The organism is Isachenkonia alkalipeptolytica (genome assembly GCF_009910325.1).
GTDB lineage: Bacteria > Bacillota > Clostridia > Peptostreptococcales > T1SED10-28 > Isachenkonia > Isachenkonia alkalipeptolytica.
Map to the genome: position 1 here is coordinate 187,443 of NZ_SUMG01000002.1, position 19,641 is coordinate 207,083.

Annotated in this window: 16 protein-coding genes and 1 pseudogene; 3 read left to right on the forward strand and 14 right to left on the reverse strand. The window is 45.3% G+C overall.

What is annotated here, in order from left to right; all coding sequences use genetic code 11:
• Positions 1-48: 48 nt before the first annotated feature.
• From ISALK_RS02635 to ISALK_RS02675, 9 genes are all read right to left on the reverse strand, one after another.
• Entirely contained in the window at positions 49-915 is an 867-nt protein-coding gene (locus ISALK_RS02635; RefSeq protein ID WP_160718746.1) for a hypothetical protein, read from the reverse strand.
• Between the two features lie 216 nt (positions 916-1,131).
• Positions 1,132-1,710, reverse strand: coding sequence for an orotate phosphoribosyltransferase (gene pyrE / locus ISALK_RS02640; RefSeq protein WP_160718748.1), 579 nt, complete (start codon positions 1,708-1,710; stop codon positions 1,132-1,134).
• A 14-nt stretch (positions 1,711-1,724) separates the two neighbouring features.
• The gene (locus tag ISALK_RS02645; protein WP_160718750.1) at positions 1,725-2,651 is read right to left on the reverse strand and encodes a dihydroorotate dehydrogenase; all 927 of its coding nucleotides are present in this window, start codon (positions 2,649-2,651) and stop codon (positions 1,725-1,727) included.
• Positions 2,648-3,439, reverse strand: coding sequence for a dihydroorotate dehydrogenase electron transfer subunit (locus ISALK_RS02650; protein ID WP_160718752.1), 792 nt, complete (start codon positions 3,437-3,439; stop codon positions 2,648-2,650). Before ISALK_RS02650 ends, ISALK_RS02645 begins: the two co-directional genes overlap by 4 nt.
• 15 nt (positions 3,440-3,454) lie before the next feature.
• Entirely contained in the window at positions 3,455-4,381 is a 927-nt protein-coding gene (gene pyrF, locus ISALK_RS02655) for an orotidine-5'-phosphate decarboxylase (protein WP_160718754.1), read from the reverse strand.
• Positions 4,378-5,676, reverse strand: a complete 1,299-nt coding sequence (locus tag ISALK_RS02660; protein WP_160718756.1) for a dihydroorotase — start codon at positions 5,674-5,676, stop codon at positions 4,378-4,380. Before ISALK_RS02660 ends, pyrF begins: the two co-directional genes overlap by 4 nt.
• Before the next feature lie 286 nt (positions 5,677-5,962).
• Positions 5,963-6,742, reverse strand: a complete 780-nt coding sequence (locus tag ISALK_RS02665) for a class I SAM-dependent methyltransferase (protein ID WP_160718758.1) — start codon at positions 6,740-6,742, stop codon at positions 5,963-5,965.
• Positions 6,743-6,785: 43 nt separating this feature from the next.
• Complete coding sequence (locus ISALK_RS02670) at positions 6,786-7,469, reverse strand: Crp/Fnr family transcriptional regulator (RefSeq protein WP_160718760.1); 684 nt, start codon at positions 7,467-7,469, stop codon at positions 6,786-6,788.
• 113 nt (positions 7,470-7,582) lie between these two features.
• Positions 7,583-8,416, reverse strand: a complete 834-nt coding sequence (locus ISALK_RS02675; RefSeq protein ID WP_160718762.1) for an ATP-binding protein — start codon at positions 8,414-8,416, stop codon at positions 7,583-7,585.
• A 245-nt stretch (positions 8,417-8,661) separates the two neighbouring features.
• Between ISALK_RS02675 and trhA the strand changes: the two genes are divergently transcribed.
• Positions 8,662-9,318: a PAQR family membrane homeostasis protein TrhA gene (gene trhA, locus ISALK_RS02680; protein ID WP_160718764.1), complete on the forward strand. Its 657-nt coding sequence runs from the start codon at positions 8,662-8,664 to the stop codon at positions 9,316-9,318.
• Between the two features lie 88 nt (positions 9,319-9,406).
• Here trhA and ISALK_RS02685 read toward each other — a convergent pair whose 3' ends face one another.
• From ISALK_RS02685 to ISALK_RS02710, 5 genes and pseudogenes are all read right to left on the reverse strand, one after another.
• A complete protein-coding gene (locus ISALK_RS02685; RefSeq protein WP_160718766.1) occupies positions 9,407-10,255 on the reverse strand; it encodes a putative ABC transporter permease in 849 nt (282 codons plus the stop codon).
• A gap of 33 nt (positions 10,256-10,288) precedes the next feature.
• A pseudogene (locus tag ISALK_RS02690) lies at positions 10,289-11,655 on the reverse strand (chloride channel protein).
• A 117-nt stretch (positions 11,656-11,772) separates the two neighbouring features.
• Positions 11,773-13,059, reverse strand: coding sequence for a chloride channel protein (locus ISALK_RS02700; RefSeq protein ID WP_160718772.1), 1,287 nt, complete (start codon positions 13,057-13,059; stop codon positions 11,773-11,775).
• A gap of 260 nt (positions 13,060-13,319) precedes the next feature.
• The gene (locus tag ISALK_RS02705) at positions 13,320-15,779 is read right to left on the reverse strand and encodes a heavy metal translocating P-type ATPase (RefSeq protein ID WP_160718774.1); all 2,460 of its coding nucleotides are present in this window, start codon (positions 15,777-15,779) and stop codon (positions 13,320-13,322) included.
• Between the two features lie 209 nt (positions 15,780-15,988).
• Positions 15,989-16,537: a hypothetical protein gene (locus ISALK_RS02710; RefSeq protein WP_160718776.1), complete on the reverse strand. Its 549-nt coding sequence runs from the start codon at positions 16,535-16,537 to the stop codon at positions 15,989-15,991.
• A gap of 140 nt (positions 16,538-16,677) precedes the next feature.
• On the opposite strand from ISALK_RS02710, the gene ISALK_RS02715 reads away from it, so the two are divergent.
• Together ISALK_RS02715 and ISALK_RS02720 are read left to right on the forward strand one after the other, a co-directional pair.
• A complete protein-coding gene (locus ISALK_RS02715) occupies positions 16,678-18,051 on the forward strand; it encodes an MATE family efflux transporter (RefSeq protein ID WP_160718778.1) in 1,374 nt (457 codons plus the stop codon).
• 132 nt (positions 18,052-18,183) lie between these two features.
• Positions 18,184-19,566 (forward strand): pyridoxal-phosphate dependent enzyme, encoded by a 1,383-nt coding sequence (locus ISALK_RS02720; protein WP_160718780.1) that lies wholly within the window; start codon positions 18,184-18,186, stop codon positions 19,564-19,566.
• The last annotated feature ends 75 nt before the right edge of the window (positions 19,567-19,641 follow it).

Sequence of the window (19,641 nt, forward strand, 5' to 3'; positions counted from 1 at the left end):
TTAATAATTATACCCTATTTATACCATTCATAGCAATAATAACAGCAACTACTCCCTTTTATTTTTCCCTTGGTTTTTTTCAAGCTTTCTTTCCATAGGTCGGGAAGCTTTTTTTCGGCTCCCAACACTTTTATTCGGGACTACCTTGCCCTTATCCCATCGATAGTGTACATACAGCCCCCGGGTCAAGTTCAGCACCACCAGGGTAAAGGGCGCCTTCTCCAAAGAGCCTTTTCGCTCCAGAAATCTTCGTACTTTTTCCTCATCCCTGGAATCCTGGAACTCATCATGATTTGCAAGGATCACAAGAATCTCTCGATCCACCCTTTGAAACTCTTCAAACTTCTCCCGTTTATCCTTCACCCGCTTATCAATCAATCTTTCTATGGGGATCTTTGATTTATCCAAGGGGGGGTTCGGGATACTGTCTACATACTGCTCAATGGCTCCCGGTTTCCTTCCCCGTAGATCACTTTCATAAACCTTTGCCCGTTGCTTTGCATCTTCTCCGTCGATGGCTTCCGTAATCTCTATTCCCAGGATTTGATTGTTGTATCGAAGAATGAAATCCGGTCGTTCGCTTTTTACAAAGGGAATGCGATGATAGGATTCCGGAAACTCCTTTTTTAAAAAGAAAAAGAAACTCCGGAACTCATTTCGCTCATTGATCGTAGCAATTTTCTTATCAATAAGCTTTCGATTCACCGCTTCCTCCTTCCCCCGGAGACTTCCTTGAAGTTCCAAAACGTCCAGGGTTCCCAGGTTGATTTTCCCTCGGGCGAATCCTATCCCCCGGTAAATAATAAAATTCTTTAGGCATTTTTCATAGGTCATAACCTTTCTTTTGGAGCCGTAAAAAACCCGGTGCCGGTGAAAATGGATTTTCCCTGTGAAGGCTTTGATATAGGGATCCAAGGGCATCCCTCCTTTTATTAGACTTTTATAATTAGTTTTATACCCTGTTTTATTCCAAAGACCACAGAAAAAACACCGAATCCTTGATCCCCTCCGCCCCGGATAATATAAAAAAAAGACCCGGGGGAGGCAAAAGGAGACAGGCTCCTTTTTTCCCACAGGTCTTTGATATTTGATGCTTTTCGGTAAACCATGGTTTTTCCGGCGGTTTTTTCTTTAGATATTTCGACTTCCCGGTTTATAGGCCTTGGACCCTCCTTCTTTACATAAGGGACAGTCCTTTTCTTCATACGCCACGACCTCTACGGATAGCGCGGACTCGAAGGGTACCCCGAATTCCTCTTTTCCGTTGCTTCGGTCTACAATAACTGCAACCCCCGCTACTTCTGCGCCTTGCTCCCGTACCACATCCATGACTTCCCGAACGGAACCTCCCGTGGTTACCACATCTTCCGCCACCAGAACTTTCGCCCCTTTGGGTATGGAGAAGTTTCTTCGAAGGGTCATTTTTCCCTGTTCTCTTTCCGCAAATACATTTTTTACCCCCAGCTGTCCGGCCATTTCATAGGCCACGATAATGCCCCCCACCGCGGGACCGATGACCATGTCAATGTCCCGGTCTTTAAAACGCTTGGCCAAATCTCCGATGATTTCCTTGGCATAATTCGGGTACTGTAAAAGCTTGGCGCATTGCATGTACTCTTTGCTGTGTTTCCCCGAAGTCAGTAAAAAATGACCTCGAAGCAATACTTCTGTTTCCTCCAGAATTTCAATCATTCGCTCTCTACTTAGCATAATTTTTCCTCCTTTTATTTATGACCGGCGCCGATGAGTTCCTCAATGCCGTCGATGTTTTCTTCTTTTAAATAGTTTTCCAGGCCTTCAATAATTTCCATCATTGCCCTTGGATTTCGAAAGTTTGCGGTCCCCACTTGTACTGCCGTGGCTCCTGCTAAGATAAACTCTAAGGCGTCTTCCCAGGTACTGATTCCCCCGATGCCGATAATGGGAATATTGATTTCCCTGGCCACTTGATAGACCATTCTCAGGGCCACAGGCTTGATCGCCGGTCCCGACAGCCCGCCAAAGGTATTGGCCAGGAGAGGGCTTCGGGTCTTAATGTCCATTTTCATCCCCAACAGGGTGTTGATCAGGCTGATGCCGTCGGCCCCTGCGGCTTCACAGGCCTTAGCCACCGCCACGATATCCGTTACATTAGGGCTGAGCTTCACGATCAAGGGCTGTTTTGCCGCTTCCTTTACCTTTTTCGTTACTTGATAGGCCATATCCACATCGGTACCGAAGGCCACCCCCCCCTCTTTAATATTGGGGCAGGAAATATTCAGCTCTAAAAAGTCCACCGGCTGATGCTGAAGGGCCGTAACCACCCCTACGTACTCTTCGATGCTTCGACCGGCGATGTTTACCATGGTTTTCGTGTCATAGCTTTCCAGGAAGGGAATATCCTCCCGGATAAAATGGTCGCTCCCCGGATTTTGCAGGCCTACACTGTTCAGCATCCCCCCGTAGGTCTCCGCCACCCTGGGGGTGGCATTCCCTTTCCAGGGCACGTCGGCAACCCCTTTGGTCACCACCATCCCCAGTCGGTTCAGATTCAGATACTCCTCGAATTCCTTTCCCGAACCGAAGGTCCCCGAGGCCGGCATGATGGGATTTTTCAGCTCCACCCCGGATAGCTTTACTGTTAGATTCGGTCCTTTCTCACTTCTGCTCATTCAAACACCACCTCTTCTCCCTTAAACACCGGGCCGTCCTTACAAACCCGCTTATAATTCCAGTCCTCTTCATGGGGCCCTTCCTGGGTTTTGCAGGTGCATACCAGACAGGCCCCAATCCCGCAGGCCATGCGCTCTTCCAAAGAGAGCTCCATAGGGATGTTTCCTTCCCGGCCCCAGGCCTGTACCGCCTGTAACATGCCCTTGGGTCCACAGCTGTAAATTTTCACAGGAGCATACTCCCCCTGTTCCAACAGGTCCATCACCGTACCCTTGATGCCTTCATCTCCCGTGGTTGTGGCAACCGCCACTTCCCTTGCAACTTTTTTAAAATCTTCAACCAAAATGCTTTCCTTTTCAAAACCCAACAACACCCGCTTTTTTCCCTGTAATTGCTTGGCAAGCTCCAGTAACGGGGGCACTCCTACCCCGCCGCCGATAATCAGGATTTCCTGTTCTTCTGATTTTTCGTCAGCAAATTCCAGGCTGAATCCCTTTCCCAGGGGACCGAGGTAGTCGATTTCTTCATATTTTTGGAGTTTTGCGAACTCCCGGGTTCCGCTCCCCAGTACCTTGTAAATTAAGCGAAGGGTACCGGCCTTTTGGTCCACCTCTGAGATACTGAGGGGTCGAGGCAGTAAGCGGGAGCCGTCTTTGCAGTATAGATTGATAAATTGTCCCGGAGTCGCCTCCGATGTGCTTTTTACCCCTAAAACCATTTCATAAATCTCCGGGGTTAAGGCTTCATTCTTCAGTATCAAGGCTTTCTCGATGCTCTTGTTATCCATTATATCCGCCTCCTTTTAGTCCATTACCCGCTGCAAATCCTTCTTCATATCCAGGGCCGCGGCTCTTGCGGCCTTGGCAAAGTCCCTGGAATCAAAGTCCTTTTGATACTTTTCATTTTTATAGGCGGCGATGATTCCTCTAGAGGAGTTGATAATCGCCCCTTTTCCCCCCTTATTGAAGTTGGGGATCAGGTCCTCCGCCGTGGCCCCTTGGGCTCCGTATCCCGGTACAAGAAAAAAGGTATTGGGCAAAATCCCTCGGACCCGTTTTGCATCCTCGGGATGGGTGGCCCCCACCACGGCTCCCATGCGGCTGTAACCCAGGTCTCCCATAGCGGCTTCCCCCCAGGTCTTTAAAAGCTTTGCTACCCGTTCGTAGAGGAGTTCTCCTTCAACGGTGAGGTTTTGAATCTCTTTGCTGTTGGGGTTCGACGTCTTCACCAGAATAAATAATCCTTTGTTTCGCTGATTTAAATCCGTAACATAGGGTTCGATGGAATCGTAGCCCAGATAGGGGCTGAGGGTAATAAAGTCCTCTTTAAACACCTCAATTTTCTCTCCTTCAACATCCGCCAGTCCGATATGGCCGTCGGAGTAGGCCTTTGCCGTGGAGGCAATGTCTCCCCGTTTCACATCCCCGATTACGATCAGTCCCCGGTCCTTGGCGTACTCTATGGTATCCATGTAGGCCTTGATCCCTTCATAACCGTACTGCTCATACATGGCCACCTGGGGCTTTACCGCCGGTACAATATCCTTAATTTCATCGATGATTTCTCTATTGAACTGATAAAAAGCTTTTGAGGCTCCTTTTAAGGTCTTTCCGTGATGATCAAAGGCCTCTTCCTTAATATGACCGGGAATAAATCCCAGTCTCGGATCCAGTCCCACCACCGTGGGGTTTTGCAGTTTTTCAATGGAATCGATTAATTGATCAATCATTTATTTGCCTCCTTTAGCCTACTGTTTTCCATTACAATGTTTCCTGAAACCATGGTGAGGACCGCCCGTCCCTTTACCTTCCTTCCCTTAAAGGGAGTGTTTTGGCTTTTGGACTGAAAGTTTTCCACTCGGATCTCATAAGAGGCCTCGGGATCGATCAGGGTAAGGTCCGCAATCTCTCCTGCTTGCAGTTTCCCCCGGGAGATGCCTAAAAGCTTCGCCGGATTGATGGTAAGCTTTTCAAAGAATTTTACCGGTGAGAGAATCCCGGTGTGGACCAGCTCCGTCAGACCAATGCTCAGGGCGGTTTCCAACCCTACAATCCCGAAGGGAGCCTTTTCATAAGGTTGCTTTTTATCCTCTTCACTGTGAGGAGCGTGATCCGTGGCAATAATATCGATGACCCCTTCCTGAAGACCCTGAATCAGTTCCCGTCGGTCCTCTTCCCGGCGAAGGGGAGGATTCATTTTCGTATTGGTATCGATACCGTCAATGATCTCTTCCGTGAAGGTTAAGTGATGGGGGGATACTTCCCCGGAAACTCGGGAATTCTTAGCCTTTGCCTCCCGTAGAAGTTCCACACTGCCCTTGGTACTCATATGGCATAAGTGCACCCTGGCTCCGGTTTCTCCACTGAGAATCAGATCCCGGGCGGTAATCACATCTTCAGCACTGTTGGGGATGCCTTGAATCCCCAGAGCTCTGCTTTTTTTCCCTTCGTTCATGGCTCCCCCCGCAACTAAGGAAGGGTCCTCGCAGTGGACCAGCACCGGCAGGTCTTCGTTTTGGGCCTTTAACAGGCCCTGTTTCATTACGTAGCTGTCCAGCACGCTTTTTCCGTCTTCGCTGAGGGCAAGGGCCCCGGCTTTTTTCATTTCTCCGTAGTCCCCCAGGGTTTCTCCTTGCTGGCCCAGGGTCATGGAACCCACAGGATGAAGATTGATGATGCCTTCCCCTTTTCCTTTCTCCACAAGCGCTCTTATGATTCCGGGATTATCGATTACGGGATTGGTATTGGGCATATAGGCCATGGTTGTAAAGCCTCCCATGGCGCCGCTCCGACTGCCGGTTACAAAGGTTTCCTTATACTCGAAACCCGGTTCCCTAAGGTGCACGTGGACATCGATCAGTCCGGGAACCAGCCACTTTCCTTTTCCTTCGATGATTTTACCTTCCCCTGCCTCTACACTCTTTCCGATTTCTTTTATTCTTTCCCCTTCAACGAGCACATCCAGCACTTCATCCCTTCCACTTTCCGGGTCCAGCACCCGTACTTCCTTAAATATGGTTTTCATAAGCAGCCTCCTCACTGAAATTCTTCGGTACTTTAGGGTTTCAGACAAAAATAAAAAGACAATAGCAGGTTTATAAAAAACCTGTATTGTCTTGAATGTCTATCCTATAGGATTTTCCGGTAACACAATTGGCAAAGCCTTGTCGCTTTTTTGTGTGATTCATCATTAATATCGCTCCTTTAGGCCTCTCGGGACCTTTTTAAAGGTATCAGGAATCCCGCTTTCTTCCGCAAGGGATTTCTTTATATTCTAATGTAGCATAGCATACTCCGGAAATCTTGTCAATTTATAATTTTTTCCCCGTCATAATCAAGGGCTGCCCCTGAGGATCATAGTCTTCCTCCATGAAATTGCTATAGGATTCAATGTTACGAAACCCTGCTTGTTCAAACAAATCTTTTAATTCTTGATGGCGTATCGGCAGCAGAGGCGTATGATTTTCAAAGACTTTTTTCTCCCCTCTTTGTTCAATGGTCAGCCGGGTATGAAAATCCAGGAGATTGGATGCCTCCATTTTTTCATACTTCCGGATAAACTCCGCCTTCAGCTCGGGATTCCGGTCATTGATGATGGTGGGAAGTTCTTTGATAGCCCGGTCTAGAATCCGGTCATAATTGATGATTTGAATAATCAATGTCCCTTCAGTTTTCAATACTGCATAGGCCCCTTCCAGGAATTGTTCAATTTCTTCCACCGTGGTCAGATGCACCAGGGAGTTTCCGATACAGTAAAGGGTATCAAAAAAATTTTCAGGGTAATAGCTTCGAATCTCTTTCATATCCCCCCGGCGGGCTATAACATCGAGATTTTCTTTTTCTAGGTTTCGCTTCTCTATGTTTCGCTTTTCCAGCTTTTCTTCCAATTCCTCAAGCATGGTCTCATCGTATTCCACCGCCCGAAGATCATACCCTTCTTCCCCCAGGGCAAGGGCATGATTCCCGGTCCCCGCCGCCACGTCCAGGATCTTTCCCTTCTTCGGGGTCCGTTTTTTAATAAAATCCAATTGGGGCTTCTTCGCCTGAAAAATCAAGTCGTAATACTTACTGAACTCTTCATAAAAACCCATAGTGATCCTCCTTTTTATCCTGACAACGGAAATGCCGTTGCCCCTATAAACTCAGCTCCTCCAAGTCCTCTAAGGATTTGATGTACACCAGTTTTCCCTTCATATCAATAACTTCGTCATTTTTTAACTGACTGAGGGATCGACTGACGGTTTCCCGAGAGGTTCCCACAATATTGGCAATTTCCGTTTTGGTCATTTTCAAGTCGATTTGAATTCCCCGGCTGTTTTTTTTACCGTAACGATAGGCCAGGTCCAACAGCACCTTGGCCACCCGACCGTTGACATCATGGAGGGCCATATCTTTAATTTTCATCTGGGCATAATAAAGCCTTTGGTTCAGCTCTTTGATTAAACTGAGGGCGATGTTCCCGTTTTCCCGTACGATTCTTTCCAGATCATCGTTTCGAATCATCCCCACTAAAGCATTCTCCAACACCATGGCCGTGGCGGGATAGTCCCGTTCACTGAACATGGTTACCTCCGCAAAAATACTGCCGGGGCCTAAAATATTCAACGTAACTTCCTTCCCCTCCAGGGAGGTTTTGTAGAGTTTGATTTTTCCCGACTTAATATAGTATACCGCTTTACCGGGATCCCCTTCCATGAAAATGACGTCTCCTTTTTGATACGTCTTTTCCACTTCATACCTGGATAACAGCTCCAGTTCTTCCTTTTTCAGTCCTGAAAACATGGGAATCCGTTCTAGATATTCTTTTGCTGAAGCCATAGGGTCACCTACCTTTATCTCTTCGGTTTTGCTCAAAGAAAAAGGGCTTATCCTAAGCCCTGATCTTTTTGTACTATATATAGTATACCCTATTTAAGGAGTATGTCACAATCCTAATTTTTCCGTTGTCCACGAACACTGATTTCCACTTTGTTTAAGGGAATGTTCTTACCGGATTTTTCCAAGGCCTCTTCCACGGCCCAAACAATCCCGTTGCAACAAGGGACTTCCATATGAGCTACGGTGATGCTGTTCAAATCGTTTTCTCTAAAAATTTCCGTAAGTTTTGCTACGTAGCTTTGATTGTTGTCCAGCTTCGGACAGCCGATGACCACACTTTTTCCCTTTAACAGCTCTAAATGATAGTTGGGATAGGCATAGGGTACACAATCCGCGGTAACCAACAGATCCGAGTTTTTAAAGTAGGACGCTGCCACGGGAACCAGACTGAGCTGCACCGGCCACTGCTTTAGCTGGGGCTTGATACGTACTTCCATATCCTCACTGGATACCCCTTGGATATTTTCCTCGTGGACTTCTTCTTCAAAGTTTTGCATGGCACTGCCGGGACATCCGCATCCTGTGGCTTCCTTGGCGGGATGGGCTTTTTTATGACTATGGCCCTGGTGATCATGATGTTGGTGCCCGTGGTGATGACCATGGCTGTGCCCGTGATGACCTTGATGTCCTCCATGACTTTCATGGTTTTCCTTGCTTTCATGGTTTTCGTGGTCTTCTTTAAAGCTTTGGGCTTCCCGTTCCACAATGGTAATGGCGTCCATGGGACAGCTTCCCAGACATTTCCCCAGCCCGTCACACATAGCTTCACTGCTGAGTCTTGCTTTTCCGTCGATAATCTTTAAGGCCCCTTCCTGACACTTCGGGATACACAGTCCGCACCCTACACACTTGGCCTCATCAATCTGTACAATATCTCTCGTTATCATTATGATTCCTCCTGATTTTTATTTTCAATCCTTAAAACCCTGGTCCTTTCCCTTGGGGATTGCCCTTTTTGTCCAACCGGTTTTTCTTCGGATTTCATTTTCTATCCTCAGTATACGGGACCCCCTCCGGGAATACTGTGGCAAAAATCACATTTTATTAATTTCTTTTTTCCTGGGATTTTCCTTAGATCGTTTATGTTATACTAAAAGATAGATTAGATAAGAAATGATTAGGAGGGATTTTTTTGGGAAAAGTGTTTCGAGAGCCGGTCAGTGGTTTTACCCATATGGCAGGAGCTGTACTTTCACTGATCGGAATGATTTTTTTACTGGTTCATTCGATCCGGCAGGGGGAACCTATGCATATTCTGGCCTTTACCATTTTCGGACTGAGTTTGATTTTACTCTACACCGCCAGTACCCTGTATCATTTGCTTCCTTTATCGGAAAAAGGGATCCGTACCCTGAAAAAAATTGACCATATGATGATCTTTATCTTGATTGCCGGCACCTATACCCCGGTTTGCCTGCTGGCCCTGGAGGGTTGGTGGCGCACGGGAATGCTGTTGGGCATCTGGACCTTTGCCCTGGGAGGGGTTTTTCTAAAGGCCTTTTGGATTAATGCCCCCCGGTGGTTCTCCACGGGCATCTATTTAATTATGGGCTGGCTGGTGGTGGTGGCCATCATCCCGATTTATCAGGCCCTGTCCTTCGGCGGCTTCTTTTATCTGCTTCTGGGAGGAATTTTTTACAGTGTGGGCGCCATCATCTACGGTTTGAAACGACCGAATATCACCACAAAGCATTTCGGATTCCACGAAATCTTTCATATCTTCGTCATGCTGGGCAGTCTATTCCATTTTTTCCTGATGTATTTTTACGTCCTGCCTATGGAAGCTTAAAATGGAAAAAGTGCAGGGAGAGGATCTCCTTACACTTTTTTCATTTTCTTTTTTTGACATTTTCCCGGCTTTCCGCAATTTCTCAACTTTATTTATTGTTCCCGCTTTTCTGCTCTCCGTTTCTAAAACTCCGAAAGCGCTCTTTCAACTTTTTATATCCTTTTTGAAACCGTTTGGACCGGAACTTCGGAAAGGCTTTTAAGATTCTTCGATAACGGCCCATCCCTGCTCTGAGCATGGCTTCGTATTCGATTCTCAACTCCTTGAAATGTTCTTTGATCATATTCATCCGAACTTCTATTTCCTCTACCTGCTTTTCCATTTTCCCCAGCTTTTCTTTTCGCTCCTTCAACAGGGTTTCCCGTATTTCCAGTTGCTGTAGTTCCTCCATTTTTTGCTGAAGGTCCCTAAGCAGTCGATTCAGTCCGATGATTTCCAAAACGGTCTGAATGAAGTCCACCACTAAATAAGTAAGGATCATTAACGTACCGGCCTGTAAGTAAATCGGCGGGATTCCTTCAACCCCGGATACCACTAGAGGATGAACCCATTTTATGGTGAACAGGGCCCCCGCTCCGAAAAGAAGAGAATATTTCGGACAGACGTATCCCTTGATGTGATATTTTTCATCCTGGTACTCCCACCACTTTGCCCCGAAAAGAGTTTCTAAAACCAATCCCGTAACAAACTCCAGCAGAGTGATTAAAATCACCGCTCCTAAAAAGAGTACGAACCCGTTCTCCTGAATCGGAGACAGCATAGCCAACAGGAGCAGAACTCCGAAACCGTAAATCGGACAGAAGGGCCCTTTGATAAAACCTCGGTTTACCCACTCTCTTCTTTCTATATAGGCATGGATGACTTCCAAAAGCCAACCTAAAAAACTGTATATGATAAAATAGGCAATCCAAAAACCCAAGTTTTCGCCAAAGATCACTCCATCCTCCTCCTTGCTTTATATACTTTTTACTCATCTTTTTTTATTATCCAGATAATATTTTATGCGATTGATAATTTTCCGAAGAAAGGGATCGTGAATTACGTAATCACTGCGATCCACCTTTCCCATCTCCAAATTCGTTTCTGTTTCGGTAAAAAATGTTTTGTTTTCCGATAGTACCTGGGAAGGATAAACACTCATGTGTCCTACAATCAAATAACTTACGGCACAGGCAATGGCTCCGAAAGAACCGGCTCTTACTCCGAAGAGTTCGATGCCTAACAATATTGCCGCTAGGGGGGTATTGGTCGTTGCCGCTAAAAACCCTGTCATGCCCACAGCGGAAAACAGCGCTAAATCTTTCCCCACAATCTGTCCCCATAAATTCCCTGCGGTAGAGCCGATATAAAAGATCGGCGTAAGTATGCCTCCGCTCCCGCCGGAACCCAGGGTTACGGAGGTGGTAATCATCTTGATAAATGAAGAACCGGGGCGGATAATGTTTCCTGCCAAGGCGTCGTCAATCACATGGGTACCAAGTCCAATATAATCCAAGGACCCGCTGGCTAAGACCACAATAACCAATACCAGTCCTCCAAGAATTCCCTTTAGGTAGGGACTTAGGGGGATCCTGTCGATTCCCCCTTCAATGAGGTTTAATATCGTAATAAAAACAATGGCCACAATCCCGATAAAGATTCCCAGGGCCAGCATATGAAATGTCAGGGCCAGTTCACTTTCAATAACAAAATCGATTTCATAAATTAGGTGTTTTACCCCTAAATACCGAGTAACAAAAAAACTGAAATAAGAAGCAATCAGGGAAGGAAGAAACTCCCGATAAGAAAATTTCCCTACAAAAATAACTTCTCCCGCAAAATAGCTCCCGCAATGGGAGTTCCGAACACCGCAGAAAAACCTGCACTGATACCGCATAAAACAAATCTCTTCCGATCGATCGTATTCATCCTTGTAATTTTTGCAAATACAGAAGCCACTCCGGCACCAATTTGGGCACAGGGTCCTTCTTTTCCCGCAGAACCTCCGGAAATCAAGGTAATCAATGTGGCTAACAGTTTTACCGGCACGACCTTTGCATTCATGTCACCGGAATTTTTATGAATGGCCTCGATTACCTTTTCCGTACCGTGGCCCTTGGCTTCAGGAGCAAACCTTCTTACCAATAACACACTTAAGAAAAAGGCCAAGGGAATTAAAAGAAAATAATAATTCCACTGAGATACACGGGTGATTCCCGCATCAAGGGTTAGTAAAAAAAATGCAGAAGCCAGGCCCACCAAAATCCCGGCAATCGATGCTAAAAAGAACCATTTTAATGTACTCAGCAGGACAATAACACTAAAAACCATTTGTCGGAATATTCGATTTCGAGTCATCTACTTCCTCCTAAGTTATGCCTTATATCTCAAAAGAATATTAGGGTCTGTTACGTATTACCCAAATTTCTTTTATATTATCAATCTTTTTAAGAAAATATAGACCTCAGACCTTTATTATTCCTCAAAGTACCGATCGACCTTACGAAAATCCTTTCCTGTTCGAAAATTCGGATCCTGACTTCGCATGGTTCCGTAAACGATTTTTCTTTGCCCTACAATATATCCCAACACACTGCCGATGACAGCCGGTACCCCTACTTGAAATCCCACCATTTCAATCAGCATAACCGATGCGGCTATGGGAACGTTAGCGATACTCGCCAAACTTGCAGCCATTCCGGAGATTACCAAAGAGGAGGCCAGTCCGGAGCCTTCCACTGCAAAAAAATTCCCGAGAATTCCACCGGTTACCGCTCCTATAAACAGGGCGGGAATAACAAGACCGGCGCTGCCACCAAGACCTACCGTAAAAGCCGTAGCTAAAATTTTAGCTGTCAGTAAAAAAAATAAAAATTGTGTTGCAAAGGAACCGTCGATCAAGGCCTGAATAAATCCGGACCCTGTACCGCCTGCATCGGGAAAAAACATCAAAACAGTCCCGGTCAAGACTCCCCCTAAAATCGGAAGGTATTTTCTTGAAACTTTCTGTTCTAAATAATTGCCCATCTTTTCTACCTGGTGAAACAGTATTTTAAAAAGCAGCGATGCATATCCAGCCAAAACCCCTGCCAACACAAAATATAAAACATTAGAAGGATTCGGTATATAGGCAGGGATGGAAAAAATCGGCTCTGTATTCCCTAAAGTACTGTAGATTACAAATCCCATAGTAGAAGATAGAATAGCGGGGAACACATCATGATAATGAAGTGATGTCCGGTATAAGAGTTCCGCCGCAAAGACCCCTCCCCCCAAGGGGGATCGAAATATGGCGCCAATAGCCCCCGCTGCCCCGCAAACCGTCAGGATACGATGATCTTCCTTATCGATCCAGCGATTCATATAGGGAAGTTTTGTAAGGGTATTAGCGATACTTCCTCCCATAAGAAGCATAGGCCCTTCCACTCCACCACTGCCTCGAAAACCGATGGTAGCCGCAGAGGCCAAGAGCTTAGATACCCAAGTTCTGCTTTTTAGTTTTCCTTGATATAAATTTACGCTGAGGATATATTTGTTGGTTCCTGACCCCAGGATTTGGTCATCAATTTGAAAGATGAACATAACCAATACTCCACCCATTACCGGCGCTAAAAATATCGGGAATTTTTCGCCGATGGCAGAAATCCATGTAATCCCTGTATTTAACGCCAGTGCGGACAAACCTCCTGCGATTCCAATAATTGTTGCAAAAAAAAGCCACTTTCCCATATATCCCTTTATATAGGTCATAGATTTCGGCATATTTCCCCCACCTTTCAAACTGTATTATGAATATTGTTCAATTGAGAATTATCTTCATGCAATATATTTAAAAATCAATTATAACATAACTCTTACTTCTAAACATAGCTTAAGAATATTTTATTATTTTCATAAAAATTAAATGAACCTTAAATCCTGATATATCAGGATTTAAGGTTCTTAGAGTCAACATTTTCAGATGGACTGCAATTTCCAGATTTCAGCCAGCAATTAATATCCTGTACCTGGTATCCGTTTTTCTAAAACTCCGGTTCAATGTTTTTTCGCTTCATTCTAAGGGAGTTGTATACTACGTTTAAAGAGCTGACGGACATGGCTGCAGCCCCGATCATGGGGTGCAGCAGTCCCATGATTGCAATTGGAATTGCTACTCCGTTATAAAACCAGGCCCAGAAATAATTTTCCTTGATCTTTTTAAAGGTCAGTCTTGATAAGTTTACGGCAGTAATAATACTGCTGAGCTCTCCACGAACCAAAGTAACGTCGGCGGCCTCAATGGCCACATCGGTTCCGGTTCCAATGGCAATCCCGATATTCGCCTGTTTAAGAGCGGGAGCGTCATTGATTCCGTCTCCCACCATGGCCACAATGTTGTATTCTTTCTGCAGGCGCTTGACTTCATCTACTTTTCCGTCGGGAAGCACTTCAGAAATCACGTGGGAGATGCCCACTTTTTTACCGATGGCCTTGGCGGTCCGCTGGTTATCTCCGGTTATCATGGCGGTTTTAATCCCCATGGACTCCAGTTTTTGAATGGCTTTTTGGGAATCCTCCTTAATCGGGTCCGCTACGGCGATTACACCAAGGAGTTCTTTATCTTTAGCGATCAACATAGCGGTTTTCGCTTCTTCCTCCAAGGTGATCAGTTTTTCTTCCACCTCTTCAAAAGTAATTCCTTTTTCCTCCATGAATTTCCGGTTACCGACATAAATCCAGGCCCCATCAACGGTTCCTTCCACTCCCCGTCCGGTAATGGCTTCAAATTCCTGTACCTCTCCAAGAGAAATACTGTTATCTTTTGCCCGTTCAATAATCGCATGGGCCAATGAATGTTCCGAGGCCTTCTCTATCGTGGCCGCATAATAAATAACTTCTTTATCTTCAAATCCTTTGGAAGCAATGATATCGGTTACTTCAGGCTTCCCTTTGGTTATGGTTCCGGTTTTATCAAAAGCAATCAGATCCACATCCTTAAAGGTCTGTACCGCTTCACCGTTACGGATCAGAATTCCTTTTTCCGCACCCATGCCGCTGCCAACCATAAGCGCCGTGGGTGTTCCCAGACCCAAGGCACAAGGGCAGGCAATAACAAATACGGCTGTCGCTGTAATAAAAGACAAGGTCAGGGGCGTTAAATCGGGATTCACCCAAGGTAAATACTGGGCTCCCCACTCCACAATGGATACATGAAACTCGGGAAACACATTGTAGGAGATAAAGGTTCCGATGGCCACCACAATAATTACCGGAACAAAGTAGCTGGTGATCCGGTCGGCGAATTCCTGAATCGGCACCTTGGAACCCTGGGCTTCTTCCACCATTTTAATCACCTGGGACAGGAAGGTATCCTTTCCAACTTTGGTCACCTTCGCCTTTAACATCCCCTGTTTATTAATGGTGGCTCCGATGACCTCGTCCCCTTTTTCCCGATTTACCGGCATGGACTCTCCCGTGGCCATGGACTCATCCACGGTACTTTTCCCTTCAATAACCAGCCCGTCGGTGGGAATTTTATCTCCGGGGCGAATGATCATCACGTCCCCTTCCTGCAGTTCTTTAACAGGAACTTCGATTTCTTCTCCGTCCTTTAGTACCTTGGCGGTTTTGGCTCCCATTTGCAGGAGCTTTTTAATGGCTTGGGAAGCCCGGCCCTTGGCACGAACTTCCAGGTATTTTCCGATTAAGTGAAAAGTCATAATACTGGTTGCCATCTCGATAAAGGTTTGAATCGGAAGCACAATCGCCGCCAATCCCACAATATAGGGGGGGACGGAACCCAGCGAGACTAATACGTCCATGTTGGGGCTTTTATTTCTCAGGGCATTTAAGCTTCCTTTATGCACCGGTTTTCCTAAAATGAAAATATTCGGAAAGGCCAGTACCGCCGTAATGTAAAAATATCCGGGGATGGCTGTGATAAACATATGAATCACCATCATCAGCATGACGGTACCACTGATCAGAGCCGAGTACATCATCTTCTTTTGAGCTTTCTGAACTTTTTGTTCGTCCCGGTCCATTTCTTCCTCGGCCTGCTCTTCTTCCACTAGGAAATCAAAACCCATTTTTTGAACCTTTTCCTGTAGGGTTTTAAAACTGACCTGGTCCTCCCGGTATTCAATGTTCACCTTTTCCGCTGCAAAGTTGACATTGATGCTTTCAACCCCCGCCTGTTTCCCAAGAACGGTTTCAATTCTTTTGGCGCAGGCGGTGCAGCTCATACCCTCCACTTTTAAGGTTTTTTTCTGTTCTTTTTTTTCCTCCGGCTTATCCAATACCTCATAGCCGGTTTTTTCGATAATTTCTTCGATCCTTTCCATGGAAATTTCTTTAGGATTGTATTCCACATGGGCTTTTTCCGTAGCAAAATTAATATTTGCATCCACAACCCCTTTTTCTTTATTTAAGGATTTTTCAATATTCGCAGCACAGGTGGCACAGGACATGCCCCCGATATCCATTTTTACTTTTTCTCCCATCGTTAAACCTCCTTAGGTTTATAATTTGATCATTTACTTTCTTTTTGTATACCCCTATAGGGTATATTATACATGATCATTTTATATATTACAACAAGCAAATTTACAGCAACCAAAATCCAATGAGAAAAAGGGCGAAAAAAGACAAAAAAAAGAAAAAGCGGAAAGACCTGAGGCTTTTCGCTTTTTTCCATATTATCCCATCCCATTTATTCCAGCAATTGCTGTTTTTTTCGCTCCGGATTTTTCAAATGAAGTAACTGAATATCCTTCATTTGAGAATCCACATCACTCAGTACCAAGTATTCAATCGTCAAGGCACCGGTGTTAAAAGCCTGATCAAAGATATTTTGATAGATTTCCACTTCAATAATATCGTGGCATTTGCTTTCCGTGGTTACCCGGGTTAAGGGAAACTTCATTTTTGTAGCCATAATTTTTCCCTGCTCCAAATCGATTACGGTCTCTCCTCCTAAGCGGTACCATACCGCCACAAATCGAAAAAAGAATCGAACAATGAAAAATAACACCACCAAAGTGGCTATGTAGATCAATGCCAGGATTCCCAAATCCAGAAAATCGATTTCCAAGGTAAAGGATCCGAAAAAGTCCACCCCATGCCGTTCATAAATTCCTTCCCGGTAGGTATTTAAAAAATTAAGTATTATAATTGCGATGGCCAATAATAACCCCCTCAGGAAAACATCCCGCAGGATCCCTACAAATTTCGGCTTGTATACCAGTTGTTTTTCACCCATAATTTCTCCCCTTCTCTACTTAATTTAAATAAACCTCTATTGAAAAGATTTCTGTTCTATTATAACATAAGATTGACTGAATGAAATACGGTTTTTTAAGGAATCTCATTATTCCTTAGGGATTTTAAAGGAGGATCATCATGAAAAAAGCCCTTACCGGAAACTATAACCTGGGATCGGATCCCATTTTACCTTTGATTTTTAAATTATCCATACCGGGAATTATCTCTATGTCCGTACAAGCCTTTTACAACGTGGTGGATTCCTTTTTCGTGGCAAGAGTCAGCGAAGAAGCCCTGGCTGCTCTTTCCATCGCTTTTCCCTTTCATATTATACTGATCGCTATTGCTGTGGGAACGGGTATTGGTACCAATTCGTTGATTTCCAGACTCTTAGGCTCCGGGGATCATAAGCGGGCGGTTCTTACCGCAGAACATGTACTGGTGATCTCCGGTATTTACGGCGTCATCATGGCTTTGGCAGGGTTTTTCCTTGCGGGCCCCTTAGTAGGGAATTTCTCCGACAATCCGGAAATCGTGGCCTATGCCACGGAGTATGTCCAAGTGATTCTGATCGGTTCCGTGGCTCTGTTTTTTTCCTTAATCACCAGTGACATTCTTCGGGGACAGGGAAACACCTTTGCTCCCATGATGGCCATGCTGCTGGGGGCTGTGGTCAATATTCTATTGGATCCCTTCTTGATCTTCGGCATCGGCTTTTTTCCCAGACTGGAAGTGTTAGGGGCTGCCCTTGCCACAGTTTTTTCCAAAACCCTCAGCGCACTGTTTATTCTTTGGATTATGTTTAAGGGAAACAATGAGGTTCAGCCTCGATTCGAAAATTTCTCCTTTGACCCCTATATTTTGAAAAAAATCTACCAGGTGGGACTTCCCGCCATGACCATGCAAATGCTGGCATCCGTTATGCTTTCGGGCATGAACCTGATCGTCGCCAATATTAATGAGCTGGCCCTGGCGGTAAACGGGGTGTACTTTCGCCTTCAGTCCTTCGTCTTTATGCCGGTCTTTGGGGTGACCCAGGGTTATATTCCCATTATGGGGTATAACTATGGACACCGGAACCCTTCCCGGATGATCGAAACCCTGAAATACGGGGTATTGATTACCTTTTTTATCACCGGCGGCGGATTTTTACTGTTTCAATTCTTTCCCCGTCAGTTAATGGGGGTTTTCGTCACGGATCCCGAACTGATGGAAATCGGGGTTTCCGCCCTTCGCACCATCAGTATCGGCTTTCCGGTAATCGGTCCCGCCATCATCGGATCTACTACCTTTCAGGCCCTGGGAAAAGGACTCCCCAGTTTGACCTTGTCCTTCATGCGGCAAATTCTGCTGTTGTTGCCCTTCGCCTACTTTCTGTCTTTAACCGGGGAAGTAAACAATGTCTGGTATGCCTTTCCCCTGTCCGAGGGAATCGCCTTTGTTTTTATGGTGATCTGGCTAACCCTTACTTTTCGAAGTGAAATTAAAAAAATCCGAACAGAAAATAAATAAAGTAAGACTGTGTAAGAACTGTAAATTAGGGTATTTGATTAATTATAATAAAATACGGGCTTTTTTATACTATATTTTTCTATGTAATAATAGTATAATAATTGCAACCTATATAAAAAAGGAGGAGTATTTATGGAGGAATATTTAATTAAAAGCCGTGTAGGGAAAACCCCCTTGGTTCGAGCGGAACGCTTGGAACAGGAACTTGGCCTATCAAAAATATACTTAAAGCTGGAAGGAAACAACCCTTCGGGACATCGGGAGGACCGCCTGGCCTACCTTTTGATTCGGGATGCCCTGGCCGTAGGAAAAACCACCCTTTGCCTGGGAGTCTTCGGGGTATTGGCAAAATCCCTGGCCTATTTATCCCAATACTATGATGTTAACTGTGTTTTTGTTCTTCCCCAGCGAAGCAAAACCAAGGAAAGTAAGCTGTTAAAATACCCCAATATCGAAGTGATCCGCCATGGAAAAAACCACTACGAATCCATTCAAAAAAGCGAGGAGCTTTCCAAAGAAAACCATTGGTACAACGTAAACCCGGGACTGGAGAACAACGTACTGAATATGACCGCCCTTTCCTATATTTCCGATGAACTGGACGCCCAGGTTAAGGGAGAGCTTACCAGTATTTTTACCCAAATGAGTTACGGATACCTTCTGACCGGTATCCATTTAGGCTTTCGACAACTGTGGGTAAAGGAACAGATTGAAAAACTTCCCATGCTTTACAGCTGCACCACCAATCAAGGAAACCAGATTTATGAATCCTACAAGAAAAACAGTTCCAAAATTCTTCCCTTAAGCAGAGAGGGCTTTAAAATCACCAAGTACAATAAGCACTTAATCGGCTTCCAAAGCTCTACCGCCCAGGAAGCCTTAGATGCGGTATATGATACCGGAGGCAAGATCACGGGCATCACTGATGAAGAACTCTTACATTATACGGAGAAATTCCGAAAACTGGAAAACATTAAGCTGGATGTTGCCAACGGCTACGCCGTGGCAGGCTTTATGAAGGAAGCGGAAGCCGGAAACGTCAAGGAAGGGAATCATGTTATCCTTCTCAACGACGGCCGGGCGAACTTAGAAGTTCGGGAAATTAATCGATCGGAAAAATTATTATCCGATGAAAAAATCGTATCCCTGGTGGGGGAATGGTTAATGGAGTTCGGAGATCCCGCCGATGAGATACAAAACGCCCTGGATAATGCCTATGACAAAGGTTTTGTGATAGTCGCCTTCCATAACAAACAAGTGGCAGGAATCTCCATCATCGTCAATTTCGGATTTGATAAGTTTGCGACGAAATACCACCTGGCCTACATTGCCACCCGGAAAAACACCAAAGGCCGGGGCATCGCCACGGAAATCCTTCATAAGGCGATTCAATTAACCGAAGGGAACCTTTCCCTCCATGTGGAGAATTACAACAAGCGGGCCATCAAACTCTACGAGAAAATGGGCTTTGAAAACTGCTACAGCCGTATGATTTACACGGCGTCGGAGGAGTAAGTGATTCCCCAAAGCATTCAGCCCTTGCCATCAAAAAATAAAATGAACGCCGGGAAGGACCTAGGTCCTTCCCGG

Bases quoted from the DNA above. Each gene is read 5' to 3' on its own strand.
- ISALK_RS02660 (WP_160718756.1), bottom strand. From the start codon at position 5,676: ATGAAAACCATATTTAAGGAAGTACGGGTGCTGGACCCGGAAAGTGGA.
- pyrE (WP_160718748.1), bottom strand. From the start codon at position 1,710: ATGCTAAGTAGAGAGCGAATGATTGAAATTCTGGAGGAAACAGAAGTA.
- ISALK_RS02700 (WP_160718772.1), bottom strand. From the start codon at position 13,059: ATGCCGAAATCTATGACCTATATAAAGGGATATATGGGAAAGTGGCTT.
- ISALK_RS02710 (WP_160718776.1), bottom strand. From the start codon at position 16,537: ATGGGTGAAAAACAACTGGTATACAAGCCGAAATTTGTAGGGATCCTG.
- pyrF (WP_160718754.1), bottom strand. From the start codon at position 4,381: ATGATTGATCAATTAATCGATTCCATTGAAAAACTGCAAAACCCCACG.
- ISALK_RS02675 (WP_160718762.1), bottom strand. From the start codon at position 8,416: ATGATAACGAGAGATATTGTACAGATTGATGAGGCCAAGTGTGTAGGG.
- ISALK_RS02670 (WP_160718760.1), bottom strand. From the start codon at position 7,469: ATGGCTTCAGCAAAAGAATATCTAGAACGGATTCCCATGTTTTCAGGA.
- ISALK_RS02705 (WP_160718774.1), bottom strand. From the start codon at position 15,779: ATGGGAGAAAAAGTAAAAATGGATATCGGGGGCATGTCCTGTGCCACC.
- ISALK_RS02665 (WP_160718758.1), bottom strand. From the start codon at position 6,742: ATGGGTTTTTATGAAGAGTTCAGTAAGTATTACGACTTGATTTTTCAG.
- ISALK_RS02645 (WP_160718750.1), bottom strand. From the start codon at position 2,651: ATGAGCAGAAGTGAGAAAGGACCGAATCTAACAGTAAAGCTATCCGGG.
- ISALK_RS02720 (WP_160718780.1), top strand. From the start codon at position 18,184: ATGGAGGAATATTTAATTAAAAGCCGTGTAGGGAAAACCCCCTTGGTT.
- ISALK_RS02650 (WP_160718752.1), bottom strand. From the start codon at position 3,439: ATGGATAACAAGAGCATCGAGAAAGCCTTGATACTGAAGAATGAAGCC.
- ISALK_RS02715 (WP_160718778.1), top strand. From the start codon at position 16,678: ATGAAAAAAGCCCTTACCGGAAACTATAACCTGGGATCGGATCCCATT.